The organism is Sinomonas sp. RB5 (assembly GCF_054063535.1).
The window spans coordinates 128,251-141,495 of sequence record NZ_JBSSGJ010000001.1 but is presented as its reverse complement, the minus strand read 5'-3'; the positions used below and the strand labels follow the sequence as shown (position 1 = coordinate 141,495).

General features: G+C 72.2%; 11 protein-coding genes. 3 read left to right on the top strand and 8 right to left on the bottom strand.

The window, feature by feature from the left end; all coding sequences use genetic code 11:
* Window positions 1–18: 18 nt before the first annotated feature.
* Window positions 19–1,257: an acetoin utilization protein AcuC gene (locus ACVWWH_RS00640; protein WP_457315251.1), complete on the bottom strand. Its 1,239-nt coding sequence runs from the start codon at window positions 1,255–1,257 to the stop codon at window positions 19–21.
* Window positions 1,258–1,379: 122 nt separating this feature from the next.
* On the opposite strand from ACVWWH_RS00640, the gene ACVWWH_RS00635 reads away from it, so the two are divergent.
* A complete protein-coding gene (locus tag ACVWWH_RS00635) occupies window positions 1,380–2,792 on the top strand; it encodes a TrkH family potassium uptake protein (protein WP_457315250.1) in 1,413 nt (470 codons plus the stop codon).
* Window positions 2,785–3,483 carry a potassium channel family protein gene (locus ACVWWH_RS00630; RefSeq protein ID WP_066500073.1) on the top strand — a complete coding sequence of 233 codons (699 nt, stop codon included), beginning with the start codon at window positions 2,785–2,787 and terminating at the stop codon, window positions 3,481–3,483. The genes ACVWWH_RS00635 and ACVWWH_RS00630 overlap by 8 nt, the downstream gene beginning before the upstream one ends.
* A gap of 36 nt (window positions 3,484–3,519) precedes the next feature.
* On the opposite strand, the gene ACVWWH_RS00625 is transcribed toward ACVWWH_RS00630, so the two are convergent.
* Together ACVWWH_RS00625 and ACVWWH_RS00620 are read right to left on the bottom strand one after the other, a co-directional pair.
* Window positions 3,520–4,353, bottom strand: coding sequence for a uracil-DNA glycosylase (locus ACVWWH_RS00625; protein ID WP_457315249.1), 834 nt, complete (start codon window positions 4,351–4,353; stop codon window positions 3,520–3,522).
* 22 nt (window positions 4,354–4,375) lie between these two features.
* A complete protein-coding gene (locus tag ACVWWH_RS00620; protein ID WP_457315248.1) occupies window positions 4,376–5,152 on the bottom strand; it encodes an alpha/beta fold hydrolase in 777 nt (258 codons plus the stop codon).
* Window positions 5,153–5,273: 121 nt separating this feature from the next.
* Here ACVWWH_RS00620 and ACVWWH_RS00615 point away from each other — a divergent pair, with 121 nt between their 5' ends.
* Window positions 5,274–6,785: an HD domain-containing phosphohydrolase gene (locus tag ACVWWH_RS00615; RefSeq protein ID WP_457315247.1), complete on the top strand. Its 1,512-nt coding sequence runs from the start codon at window positions 5,274–5,276 to the stop codon at window positions 6,783–6,785.
* An 11-nt stretch (window positions 6,786–6,796) separates the two neighbouring features.
* Here ACVWWH_RS00615 and proC read toward each other — a convergent pair whose 3' ends face one another.
* The 5 genes from proC to topA all read right to left on the bottom strand — a co-directional run bounded on the left by proC (window position 6,797) and on the right by topA (window position 13,189).
* On the bottom strand, window positions 6,797–7,642 hold the full coding sequence (gene proC / locus ACVWWH_RS00610) for a pyrroline-5-carboxylate reductase (protein ID WP_066500084.1): 846 nt from the start codon (window positions 7,640–7,642) through the stop codon (window positions 6,797–6,799).
* A gap of 310 nt (window positions 7,643–7,952) precedes the next feature.
* The gene (locus ACVWWH_RS00605) at window positions 7,953–8,855 is read right to left on the bottom strand and encodes a sugar phosphate isomerase/epimerase family protein (protein ID WP_084249594.1); all 903 of its coding nucleotides are present in this window, start codon (window positions 8,853–8,855) and stop codon (window positions 7,953–7,955) included.
* Window positions 8,852–9,871: a Ppx/GppA phosphatase family protein gene (locus ACVWWH_RS00600; RefSeq protein ID WP_457315246.1), complete on the bottom strand. Its 1,020-nt coding sequence runs from the start codon at window positions 9,869–9,871 to the stop codon at window positions 8,852–8,854. The genes ACVWWH_RS00605 and ACVWWH_RS00600 overlap by 4 nt, the downstream gene beginning before the upstream one ends.
* Window positions 9,872–9,878: 7 nt before the next feature.
* Window positions 9,879–10,415 (bottom strand): SseB family protein, encoded by a 537-nt coding sequence (locus tag ACVWWH_RS00595; protein ID WP_457315245.1) that lies wholly within the window; start codon window positions 10,413–10,415, stop codon window positions 9,879–9,881.
* Window positions 10,412–13,189 carry a type I DNA topoisomerase gene (gene topA, locus ACVWWH_RS00590; RefSeq protein WP_457315244.1) on the bottom strand — a complete coding sequence of 926 codons (2,778 nt, stop codon included), beginning with the start codon at window positions 13,187–13,189 and terminating at the stop codon, window positions 10,412–10,414. The genes ACVWWH_RS00595 and topA overlap by 4 nt, the downstream gene beginning before the upstream one ends.
* Window positions 13,190–13,245 lie beyond the last annotated feature (56 nt).

Genomic DNA, 13,245 nt, shown 5'->3' with positions numbered 1-13,245 from the left:
CCGGCGAGGGCCGCGGACTCAGTCGAACCACGGGTCCAGGCCTTGCAGGGGGAAGATCTCCTTGCGGGTGGCCATGACGGCCCGGTCCACCGGATCGTTCGGGTTGAAGCCGATCTCCCACGAGCGCCACCAGGTGTCGGCGTCCTCCCCCATCAGCGCCGGGGCGTTCCTGCCGTACTTCTCGTGTACGTAGTCGCGCCACCGCTGAGGCGTCGGGGTGCGCAGGTGCACGGGGTGGCCCGCTGCAATCCCGACCAGATGGGCCCAGGCCCGCGGGACCACCTGGACGACCTCGTACCCGCCCCCTCCCGTGGCGATCCAGCGGCCCTCGCAGAACCGGCGCGCCAGCGCCGAGATGGACAGCGCGGCCTCCCGCTGGGCGTCCACGGTGACCTTCAGGTTGGTCAGGGGGTCGAGGTGGTGGGAGTCGCAGCCGTGCTGGCTCACGATCACCTCGGGCCGGAACGCCTCGACGAGCTGGGGGACCACGGCGTGGAAGGCCCTCAGCCAGCCCGCATCGCGGGTCCCGGCGGGCAGGGCGACGTTGACGGCGGTGCCCTCCGCGTGCGGACCGCCCACCTCGTTCGGGAAGCCCGAGCCCGGGAAGAGCGTCAGCCCGCTCTCGTGGAGCGAGATGGTCAGGACGCGCGGCTCGTCCCAGAAGATGCGCTCCGTGCCGTCGCCGTGGTGCGCGTCCGTGTCGATGTACGCCACACGCTGCACGCCCCGGTCCAGGAGCCGCTGGACCGCCGCCGCGACGTCGTTGTAGATGCAGAACCCGCTGCCGCGGTCGGCGGCGGCGTGGTGCATGCCCCCGGCGAAGTTGACGGCGTGCACTGCGGAGCCGTCGAGGACGGCCTCCGCGGCGGCCAGCGATCCTCCCACGATCCGGGCGCTCGCCGCGTGCATGCCGGCGAAGGCGGGGTCATCCTCGGTTCCGAGCCCACGGCCCGGCTCGGGCTCGGCGGGATTCTCGCTGACACGGCGGACCGCGGCGATGTACTCGCGGGTGTGGACGGTGGCGAGCTCGTCGTCGGTGGCCACGGGGGGCTCGACGACGCGGACCACGGGCAGCCCGAACAGTCCGAGGTCCTCGCACAGCCGTGCGGTCAGGTCCAGGCGCGCCGGGCTCATGGGGTGGTGCGGCCCGAAGTCGTACGCGAGGACCTCCTCGCTCCACGCGACGAGGGTGGGGTACTCGACCCTGCGGACGGCGCTGGCGGGGCCGCTGGCCTGCTGCGCTGCGCCGTCGGACATGCGCCTAGGCTACCGGACACCCCTTCGGGTGCGGCCCTCGGGGGCCGTTGGTGGTTTACTGTGACACGAAGCCGCCGCCCGGGCCCTCCGGACGGCCAGGACGCACACAGGACACGCTTTCCATGGCCCAGACGAAGCCGACATGGCAGCCCATGCCGCAGCGCGAGGGCCTCGGCCCCCTCACGGGCCTGCGGGATTTCGTGGACCGGCTTGCGGCGTCGTCGCCGGCACGGCTGGCGATGCTCGCGTTCGCCGCCGTCATCATCGTCTTCACGCTCCTGCTCTCGCTGCCCGCCTCCTCCGCCGACGGCCAGGTCACGCCCCTGCACGAGGCCCTCTTCACCGCCGCGTCCGCGGTCTGCGTGACCGGGCTCACCGTGGTCTCCACGGCGGCGCACTGGACGTTCTTCGGCCAGTTCGTGATCCTGTTGGGCATCTTCGTGGGAGGCCTCGGAACGCTCACGATCGCCTCGCTCCTGACCCTCATGGTGAGCCGCCGGCTCGGCCTGCGCAGCAAGCTCATCGCGCAGGAGGCACTGAACAACTCAAGCCGCCTGGGCGAGGTCGGAGAGCTGCTGCGGATCGTCATCATGACCTCGGTCGTGATCGAGGGCTCCCTCGCCGTGGTGCTGACGGGCCGGTTCCTGGCCCTCGGCGAGGGGTGGTGGACGGCCGTGTGGCATGGGGTCTTCTACTCGATCTCCGCCTTCAACAACGCCGGCTTCACGCCGCACTCGGACGGGATTGTGCCGTACGCGGCGGACCTGTGGATCCTCGTCCCCTTGGCCCTGGGCGCGTTTGTGGGCTCCCTCGGCTTCCCCGTGATCCTCGGGCTGCGCCAGGCCGGCTTCCGGTGGCGGAAATGGAGCCTCCACGTCAAGCTGACCATCCAGGTCTCCGCGATCCTCGTCGCGGTCGGCAGCCTCCTGTGGGGCTGGATGGAGTGGGACAACCCCCGCACGATCGGCGGCATGGGGGTCGCAGAGAAGATCATCCACGCCGTCTTCGCCTCCATCATGACCCGCTCGTGCGGGTTCAACCTCGTGGACCAGAACCATCTGGAGGGAACCACGCGGCTGCTCACCGACGCGCTCATGTTCGCCGGTGGGGGCTCCGCCTCCACGGCGGGCGGCATCAAGGTCACGACCATCGCCGTGCTGTTCCTCGCCATCGTCGCCGAGGGCCGAGGGGACAGCGACGTGAAGGTCTACGGGCGCACCATCCCCGACAGCGCGCTGCGGGTGGCGATCTCCGTGATCGTCGCCGGGGCCACGCTCGTCCTCGTGGGCTCGTTCCTGATGTCCGCCATCACCCAGCAGTCCCTGGACCGGGTCCTGTTCGAGGTCATCTCCGCCTTCGCGACCTGCGGGCTGAGCTCGGGCCTGAGCGCGGAGTCACCCCCCGCCGGCATGTACGTCCTGACCGCCCTCATGGTCACCGGCCGCCTCGGCACGATCACGCTCGCCTCCGCCCTCGCGGTCCGCCAGCGCATCCAGCTGTACCACTACCCGGAAGAGAGGCCGATCATTGGCTAATCCCACGCCCAGCGCCACGGGCGCCAGCCGGCGGCCCAACCCCTCGGCCCCGGTCCTCGTCATCGGCCTCGGCCGGTTCGGCGCGGCCACCGCCGAGCAGCTCGTCAAGCAGGGCCGCGAGGTCCTCGCCATCGAGCGGGACATCAACCTCGTCCAGAAGTGGTCGGGGACCCTGACCCACGTGGTGCAGGCGGACGCGACGAACATCGACGCCCTCCGCCAGCTCGGAGCGCAGGAGTTCCAGTCCGCAGTGGTGGGCGTGGGCACCTCGATCGAGTCCTCGGTGCTCATCACGGCCAATCTCGTGGACCTCGGGATCGAGCACCTGTGGGTCAAGGCGATCACTCCCTCGCACGGCAAGATCCTCTCCCGCATCGGGGCGAACCACGTGATCTACCCGGAGGCCGATGCGGGGGTGCGGGCCGCGCACCTCGTGAGCGGGCGCATGCTGGACTTCATCGAGTTCGACGACGACTTCGCGATCGTGAAGATGTACCCGCCCAAGGAGACCCAGGGGTTCACCCTCGCCGAGTCGGCCGTCCGCTCCAAGTACGGCGTCACCATCGTGGGGGTCAAGAGCCCCGGCGAGGACTTCACCTACGCCCAGCCCCACACCAAGGTCACGAGCCGGGACATGCTCATCGTCTCCGGCCATGTGGACCTGCTCGAGCGGTTCGCGGCGCGTCCGTAGGCGCCTGTCGCCCGCGGCCGGCGCCCTCCGCCGCCCTCAGAGGCGGCGGAGGGCGGCGTCGAGCATCTCCTCGGTCAGCCGCTTCGTGGACGTGTTGTGGGGGCTCACGTGGTAGCTGCCCAGCAGCCGGACACCGCCGCCGCCCGGAAGGCCCAGGACCACCTCGGCCCCGTGCCCGAACACGGGCTTGGGCCGGGGCACGGCCCAGCCGAGCCTGCGCGCCGCGGCAAGCGCCGCGTTCCAGGCGACGCCGCCGAGTGCCAGGACGGCGTCGAGTCCCCCGGGCGAGGCGGCCGTGAGGGCGAGGTCGCGGTCGAGCCAGTGCCCGCACGTGGCGAGCTCGGCTGGCGTCGGGCGGTTGGCCGGAGGCGCGCAGCGTACCGAGGCGACGATCCGGATGCCGCTCAGCACGAGCCCGTCCCCGGCCGCGACCGAGGTGGCCTGGTTCGCGTACCCCGTGCGGTGGAGGGCGGCGTAGAGCCAGTCGCCGGAGCGGTCGCCCGTGAACATGCGCCCGGTCCGGTTCGTCCCGTTCGCCGCGGGCGCGAGGCCGAGCACGAGCTTCGAGGCCGAGGGGTCGCCGAACGAGGGGCCCGGGCGGCCCCAGTAGGGCTGGTCCGCGAACGCCGCGCGGCGCCCCGAGACCGCGACGTCCTCGCGCCACTGGACGAGGCGCGGGCACGCGCGGCACACCGAGCTCAGGGCGTCCACGTCCTCCACCGTCTCCGCCGCGGCCGCGAGGCGGGAGACCTCGCCCGGGTCGTGGGCGACGGGGGTGCTGGGCGTCGCCGGGTCCCCCGGCCATCCGGTGCCCGGCGGGACCGGGGACGGGAACGGCGCTCCGGTGACGGGGTGGGGCTCAAGGCTCATCCCCTCACGCTAGCCGCCCGGGTCAGTCCTCGTCCCAGAGCGCCGCGAGGGACGCCGCGACGCGGTCCGGCTCGACCCGGTGAGGGGGATCGAAATGGTGCCTGTCGGGGAACACCTCGAGCCGGAACCTGCGGAAGACGCCGGAGAGGCGGTCGGCGATCTCCCCGTAGTCGTCGGGATTGGAGAGGCCGCCGAGGGCGAAGTAGACCGGGCGGTCGAAGCGCGCGAGGGCGCTCCGGTCGAGGTCGTAGGTGGAGAACGTCTGCAGGAAGGCCCGGATGCCCGCGGGGCGCTGCGCCATCCACGGCGGCTGCTCCCCGCCCGGCACGGGCAGGCCCGCCGTCACGCCGGGGCGCACGCCGAGGCGCACGAACCGCGCCATGAACTCATCGGGTCCGAGGCCGTCCAGCTCCCGGTACTGCTCCCACAGGGCGCGATGGGCGGAGCTCCATCCCCAGTTTCCCGCCCAGGCCGGCTCGAGCAGCGCGAGCGACTGGAGCAGCTCGGGATGGGCCGCCGCCACCGCGAGGGCGGCCGCTCCCCCGCCGGAGTAGCCCACCAGGTGGAACCTGTCCCAGCCGAGCTCGAGGGCGGCGCGCACGACGCCGGCCACCTCCGTATCGAGCGAGTAGCCGGCGGGCGGTGTGGGACCGGCATAGACCTCGAGGTCCTTGGCGACGGGCTGGACGGCGTCGCCCAGCCTGTCCCGCAGAGCGGTGATGAGCGCGCCGTACGCCAGAGCGGCTGGCAGGACGCTGCCGGGGAGGAGGAGAACGCGGTGTGCGGTTGCGGTGTTCATACACCTAGGATCCGGCGTCGGTCGCACCGGCGCATCGCGCGATCGCGCTATCTGAGCCGTCGCGGCGTCCTGGTGCGCGCGGATGCTGTACGCGCACGGCCGCGGGCGCGATGATCGACCCATGACGCGCCCGCTGCGCCTCGCCGAGGTGATGGCCGCGGTCTCGCTCGCCACCGACCTCGGCATGGGCCAGCCGCTCGAGCAGTGCCTGAGGACCTGTCTCACGGCGCTCGAGTTGGCAGATGCCGCGGGCGTGGAGCGCGGCACGCTGTCCGAGGTGTACTGCACCGCGCTCCTGAGGTTCCTCGGCTGCACGGCTGACGCGCACGAGGCCGCGGCGCTCGCTGGCGGCGACGAGATCGCGCTGCGGGCAGCCATCGCGCCCGTGCTCGGCGCACCGCCGCACGAGTTCCTCCGCGGGGTCGTGCCAGCTCTTGCTCCGGGGCGTACCCTCCTGCCGCGTGCAAGGGCTGCCACGGTGTTCCTGGCGACGGGGAGGGACACGCTCCGTGCCGGCGTGCGGGCCCACTGCGAGGCCGCGGAGATCCTCGCGGTGCGGCTCGGTCTCCCCGCAGTGACGAGGGCCGCCCTGAGGGCCGCGTTCGAGACCTGGGACGGAAAGGGGTTCCCCGACGGGCTCGCCGGGGAGGATATCCCCCTCCCCGCGCGGATTGCCTTCGCTGCCCGCGACATCGAGGTGATCAACCGCCTCCACGGGCGCGAGGCCCTGCGCGATGCGCTCAGCGCGCGGTCGGGAGGCTCCCTGGATCCAGCGCTCGCGGAGACCGCCCTCCGGCACCTCGACCGGCTCCTCGAGGCGGCGCAGACGGAGAAGCCCTGGGACGAGGCGCTGCGCCGCGAGCCTGCACCCGTCGCAACTGTCCCCGACGACCGGATCGACGAGGTCCTGACGGTGTTCGCCGACTTCGCCGATCTCAAGGTGCCGGCCCGGGCGGGCTTTTCTCGCGATGTCGCCGCCCTCGCGGCCTCGGCAGCCCCGGACCATGCGGAGACCCTTCGCGGCGCTGGCCTCGTCGAGGATCTCGGACGTGCTGCGGTCCCCGCCGGTGACCCCGCCGGGTCCCTGGATGCCAGCGAGCGGCTCCGGCTGCACCCGTATTACAGCGAGCGCATCCTGGCGCGGGTTCCCGCCACGGCCCCGCTGGCCCGGCTCGCAGGCATGCACCACGAGCGGCTCGACGGCTCCGGCTACTATCGGGGGGCGACGGCCGGCGAGCAGCCGTGGGAGGCCAGGGTCCTGGCGGCCGCAGACGCCTTCCGCGAGCTGCTCATTGCCGCCCCCGGCCGGCCCCAGCCCTCCGCGGCCCGGGCCGCGGACGCGCTCTCCCGGGAAGCCCCGCACCGCCTTGACAGCGACGCCGTGGACGCTGTCCTCGCTGCCGCGGGCGCGAGGGACCGCCGTTCACGTCCCGCATGGCCAGCGGGCCTCACCGCCAGAGAGGTCGAGGTCCTGCGGCTCCTCTGCCGCGGGGCGACCAAGAAAGAGGTCGCGGCGGCGCTGGGAGTCTCACCGGCCACCGCCGACCACCACGTGCGCCACATCTACGTCAAGACCGGGTGCTCGACCCGGGCGGGAGCAGCCCTGTTCGCTGCCGCCCATGATCTCCTCTGAGACCGGGACCGTCAGACCCGAGGGGCCCGGCCGAGCTCGCGGGTGATCTCGTCCGAACGCTCGACGGCGGCACGCGCGCCGTCGGCGATGATGCCCGGCAGGCCCCGCTCGTCGAAGACGCGGATGGCCTGCTCAGTGGTGCCCTTGGGGCTCGTCACGGCGCGCCGGAGCGCGGCCGGGTCCGCGCCGGGCTCGTCCAGCATGTAGCCGGCGCCGACCACCGTCTCGCGCGCGAGCTGGAGCGCGAGCCGGGGCTCGAGGCCGAGCGACTCGCCAGCCTTGGCCATGGCCTCGGCCAGGTAGAAGGCGTACGCGGGGCCGGATCCGCTCACGGCGCTCACCGCCGCGATCTGGTCCTCGGAGACCTCCACCACCAGGCCGAGGCCGCCGAAGAGCTTCTTGATGTGCTCGACCTGCTCGGTGGTGGCGTGCGTGCCGCGCGCGAGGGCCACGACGCCCTTGCCGAGCCGGGAGGGGGTGTTCGGCATGGTGCGGATCACCGGCTGGCCCTCGGGCAGCTCACGCTCGAGCTGCTCGATCGACACGGCGGCGGCCACGCTCACCACGACGGCACCCGGGCTGAGCACGGGCGCGATCTCGCGTGCGACGGCCGCGACGCCGACGGGCTTGACGCCGATGACCACGATCGAGGCCCCGCGCGCGGCCTGCGCGTTGGAGTCGCTCTCCTCGTCCCAGGCCATGACGGTCACGCCGTAGCGCTCGGCCAGCTCCGAGGCGCTCTCCCGGCGCCGCACGGTGGCGACGATGTCCGTCTTGGGGAAGCCGGCCGCGAGCAGGCCGCCCATGATGGCCCCGTTCATGGAGCCCGTGCCGAGGAATGCGATCTGGTTGCTCATGCCCCCATCCTGCCAGCCGGGGGCGGCCGCCGCATGCCGGCCGGCGGATCCTTTCCCAGCCTTTTCCCACCCTCGCCCCGGTGTTCTCCCATACTCCGTCCCTAGAGTTGCTAATACCTCACAGGGTGCGAGTGATGGGGCGGTCAGTCTCCCCCCAAGACTGACCGCCAGGCACTGGCAGTTCGGATGCATGGTCCCCTAACCTTCCCCGAACTGCCAGTGCCGAACTCGTTTAAGGGGTCCTCTTCCTCGGGCGGTGCAGGCAGCTTCGGCGCCGGCCCCGGGCAGGGGCCGCCGCCGAAGCCCCGGCCTAGATCCCGCTGCCCGCGTCGAGGCGGGCGCGCTGGCCCAGATGGGTCCGCGCGAATTCGAGGGTCTCGGCGAGCATCCGCTCCCGCTCCCCCGTCACCCTGGCCTTGCGCGTGCTGATCTCGGCGACCACAGCGCCGTCGAACCCGTTCCCGCCCAGGTGCGCGAGGCACTCGGCAACCCGCTGGGTCCCCTGCCCCGGCAGGAGGTGCTCGTCGCGGAACGAGCGACCGGAGCCGTCCGTCAGGTGGACGTGCCGCAGCGTGCTGCCGAGCGCCTTGATCGCGGCGAGGCTGTCCTCGCGCGCGGTCGCCGCGTGCGAGAAGTCCCACGTGACGTCCTGGTAGCCCTGCCCGATCGGATCCCAGTGCGGGAGGTAGGCGAGCGTCTCGCGCCCGCGGACGCGCCACGGATACATGTTCTCCACCGCGATCCGGACCCCGTAGGCGTCGGCCAGGTCCCGGACCCCGTGCGCGAACGTCTCCGCGTAGTTGCCCTGCCACCGGAACGGCGGGTGCACCACCACGGTCTCGCACCCGACGTCGACCGCCATCCGGCAGGACTGGCTGATCTTGTTCCACGGCGAGCCCCACACCTGCTGGGTCAGCAGGAGCGTGGGCGCGTGGATGGAGACGATGGGCTGGTCATAGTGCTGGGCGAGCTGGATCAGCTCGTCGGCCTTCTGGCTCGTGGAGTTGTTGGTGACCATGACCTCGACCCCGTCGAAGCCGAGGTCGGCGGCCACCGCGAAGGCGTCATGGACGCTCAGCGGATAGACCGAGGCACTCGAGAGGGCTACGGGGATCTCCCCTCCGTCCGCGCGCTCGTCCGCCTCTGGGGCCGTCTGAGGTGCTGTCTCCACGTGGGTTCCCGCTTCCGCTCCGGTGCCGCTGGATGAGTTCATGCGCGCGCCCTCGAGGGGTGCATGCGCTCTGATCGCCGACGCTCGCTCTGGATGGGCCCGATGTGCGCCGGGGGCTCGAGGGGGCCGTCGTGGACGAGCTGGTCGAGCCGGCGGAGGATGAGGCCCTCGCGCAGGGCCCAGGGGCAGATCTCGAGCTCGTCCACTTCGAACTGCTCCATGGCCGCCTCGGCGGCGAGGGCGCCGGCGAGGAGCTGGGGCGCGCGCGCCTCCGAGACCCCGGGGAGGTGGACGCGGTCGGAGGCGGCCATCGCCGAGATGCGCTGGGCCCACAGCCCGAGGTCGGTCCGCTGCAGCACGCGCCGCACGTACGGCCCGGCGCCCGACGGCGCGGCGCCGGCGATGCGGGCCAGCGAGCGGAAGGTCTTGGACGTCCCCGTGACGAGGTTGGGCGGGCCCGCCTTCTCGAACCCCTTGACCACCGGCCTCAGGGTGTCGCGGAGGTACTTGCGCAGCTCCTTGATGCTCTTGGCCGTGGGCGGGTCCTCCGACAGCCAGTCGCGGGTGAGGCGCTGGGCGCCGAGCGGGACCGAGGTCGCGACGGCGGGCAGGGAGTCGTGACCCATCGCCATCTCGAACGAGCCGCCGCCGATGTCGAGGTCGAGGATGGTGCCGGCACCCCAGCCGTACCAGCGCCGGACGGCGAAGAACGTCATGGCGGCCTCCTCGGGCCCGGTGAGCTCCTGGAGCGTCACGCCGGCCTCCTGCTGGACCCTGTCCAGGACCGCGTCGCCGTTGGGAGCCTCGCGGATCGCGGAGGTGCAGAACGCGAGGAGGTCCTCGGCATGGTGCCGGCCGGCGAATGCCCAGGCCTCCTGGACGAAGTCGATGAGCTCCTTCTGCCCGCGCTCGCTGATGCTGCCGTCCTCCTCGAGGTACCGCACGAGGGAGAGCGGGCGCTTGTGCGAGGCGTAGGCCACCGGCTGCGCACCCGGGTGGGCGTCCACCAGGAGCAGGTGCACGGTGTTCGAGCCGATGTCGAGGACGCCTAGCCGCATGTGCCCATTATTCCCCGGCTGAGCCGGCCGAACCGTCCGCGTCCAGTTCACCCGGCTCGGCCGGGCGGAAGTCGCGCAGCACCGCCGCCACGTGCTCGCTGCTCAGCTCGAAGCCGTAGGCGCTGCCCGGGTTGAGCACGAGCCCGAGCTCGGTGCCGAGGTTCTGCAGCAGCACGGCGCCCTGCGTCTGCACCACGGTGGGGGCGTGCTCGAGGAAGTCCGGCCGGATGCGGGCCCGGTGGGTGAAGGCCGCGACCACGGGCTTCCCCTCGCCGCCCGTCAGGACGAGCGGCTCCACGGTGTCCGCGCCGCTCTCTGTCTCCCCCGGGACGGGCTCCGGCACGAGCAGGCACACGAGGCTGTTGAGGAAGGCCAGGATCGACTGCTGGGCGTCGTCGTCGGACCCGGAGGCGGTCGCCTCGGCCAGGGAGGCCTCGAGCTCGGTCAGCGGGACCGGGTCGAGGTGTGCGGGGACCGCGTCCGTCTCGGCGGACGACGGCGCGTGCTCGCCGCCGGTGACCGGCTCGCCGTCGTGCGTGCTCACTTGGCACCTGCCTTCGCTCGGCCGCCCGAACGCCGGACGGGCTTCTTGGCCGGGCTCTTGGCCCGCTTCTCGGCAAGGAGCTCGATGGCGCGCTCCCGGGTGAGTTCCTCGATGGCGGTGGCCCGTGGAACGGTGATGTTCGTCTCGCCGTCCGTGATGTACGGCCCGAAGCGGCCCTCCTTGACCACGATCGGCTTGCCGGAGGCCGGGTCCTCCCCGAACTCTGCCAGCGGCGCCGCGGCCGTCCGGCCGCCGCGTGTCTTGGGCTGGGAGTAGATCTCGAGCGCCTGCTCGAGGGTGATCGTGAAGATCTCCTCCTCGGAGCCGATCGAGCGCGAATCGGTGCCCTTCTTCAGGTACGGGCCGAACCGGCCGTTCTGCACCGTGATCGCGGTGCCCTCCGCGTCCTCGCCGAGGCGGCGCGGGAGCGTGAGCAGCTGCAGGGCCTGCTCGAGGGTCACGGTGTCCAGGGTCATCGACTTGAACAGGCTGGCCGTGCGGGGCTTGACCTTGACGGGCTTCTTGGGCGGCTTCGGCTTGCCGTTCTTGTAGTACTCCACCGGCTGGGCTGCGATCTGCTCGGGCGTCAGCTCGGGGATGACCTCGGTGACGTAGGCGCCGTACCGGCCGTTCTTGGCCACGACCGTGTGCCCGGTGTGCGGGTCCTGGCCGAGGACGCGCTCCTCGGGGCCGGCGCTCTCCATGAGCTCGAGCGCCTTCTCCGCGGTGAGCTCGTCCGGGGCGAGGTCCTCGGGGACGTTGGCGCGCTCGGGGACCGTGCCCTCGGGCGCGTCCGCCGGGAGCGGCTTCTCGAGGTACGGCCCGTACTTGCCCACGCGCAGCACGATGCCGGGGGCGATCTCGACCGAGTTGACCTCGCGCGCGTCGATCTCGCCGAGCCCGTTGACGATCGTGGTCAGGCCCGGGTTGGTGCCGTCGCCGAAGTAGAAGTGGCTCAGCCAGTCGGAGCCGGCCTGCTGGCCCGCGGCGATCTTGTCGAGGTCCTCCTCCATCTCGGCGGTGAAGTCGTAGTCGACGTAGTCGTGGAAGTGCTCCTCGAGCAGCCGGACGACCGAGAACGCGATCCAGCTGGGCACGAGCGCCGTGCCGCGGCTGCGGACGTACCCGCGGTCCATGATCGTGGAGATCGTCGCCGCGTAGGTGGACGGGCGGCCGATCCCGCGCTCCTCGAGCGTCTTCACGAGGGAGGCCTCCGTGTAGCGCGGGGGCGGCGAGGTCTGGTGGCCGTTCGAGGCGATCTCGAGGGCGTCGAGGGCCTGCCCCTCGGCGAGCACCGGGAGGCGGCCGCCCTCGCCGGAGCCTGCCGCCGCGCCGCTGGCAGCATTTTCGGCGTCTTCGCGGACCTCGTCGCGGCCCTCCTCGTACGCGGCGAGGAAGCCTCGGAACGTGATGACCGTGCCGGAGGCGGCGAACTCGGCGTCCCGGCCGGCGGCCTCGCCGGAGACGGCCGTCGCGCCGAGGCGGACGGTCGCGGTGGAGCCCTTCGCGTCCTCCATCTGGGAGGCGACCGTGCGCTTCCAGATGAGCTCGTAGAGGCGGAACTCGTCCCCGGAGAGCTGCTTGGCAACCTGGGCGGGGGTCCGGAAGGAGTCCCCCGAGGGGCGGATGGCCTCGTGGGCCTCCTGGGCGTTCTTCGACTTGGACGCGTACACGCGGGGCCTCGCGGGGATGTACTCCGCCCCGTAGAGCTCCGAGGCCTGCCGCCGCGCGGCCGTCACGGCCTGGTCCGACAGCGCCGTGGAGTCCGTACGCATATAGGTGATGTAGCCGTTCTCGTACAGGCGCTGGGCAACCTGCATCGTCACCCGCGCGGAGAACCGCAGCTTGCGGGCCGCCTCCTGCTGGAGGGTGGAGGTCGTGAACGGGGCCGCCGGGCGGCGGGTGTAAGGCTTCTCCTCGACGGAGCGGACGGCGAAGGCGGCGTCCCGCAGGCCCTCCGCGAGCGCCGTCGCGGTCGCCTCCGTGAGCAGCTCGGCGTTCTTGGCCTTGAGCTGGCCGCGGTCGTCGAAGTCGCGCCCGGTGGCGACCTTCTTCCCGTCCACCTGCGCAAGGCGGGCCTGGAAGGTCTGGCGGGCGGCGGCGTCGTCCGCGCCCTTCCCGGCCGGAGCGAGGGTTGCGAGGAGGTCCCAGTAGCTCGCGGCGCGGAAGGCCATGCGCTCGCGCTCCCGCTCCACCACGAGCCGGGTCGCCACGGACTGCACACGGCCGGCCGACAGGCCGCCGGCGACCTTGCGCCAGAGCACCGGGGAGATCTCGTAGCCGTACAGGCGGTCCAGGACGCGGCGGGTCTCCTGGGCGTCGACGAGCGACTCGTCGACATCGCGCAGCTCCGCCATGGCGCGCTGGATCGCTTCCTTGGTGATCTCGGGGAAGGTCAGGCGGTGCACGGGCACCTTGGGCTTGAGCACCTCGAGCAGGTGCCACGCGATGGCCTCGCCCTCGCGATCGCCATCGGTGGCGAGGTAGAGCTCGTCGGCGTCCTTGAGCTTGGCCTTGAGCTCCGCAACCTTCTTCTTCTTGTCGGGGGAGACCACGTAGTAGGGCTCGAAGCCGTGCTCGATGTCCACGGCGAACTTGCCCACCGAGGACTTCTTGAGCTCGGCGGGCAGGTCCGAGGGCTGGGGAAGGTCGCGGATGTGGCCCATCGACGCGTCGACTTCGAAGCCGTCGCCCAGGTACTGGGCGATCGTCTTGCTCTTGGCCGGCGACTCCACGATCACGAGCTTCTTGCCGGTTCTAGCCTTCGTGGCCACGGTACTCCTCGCCAAACTGCTGCAGATCTCCCGTGCCCGCCAGATCCGATGGAGGC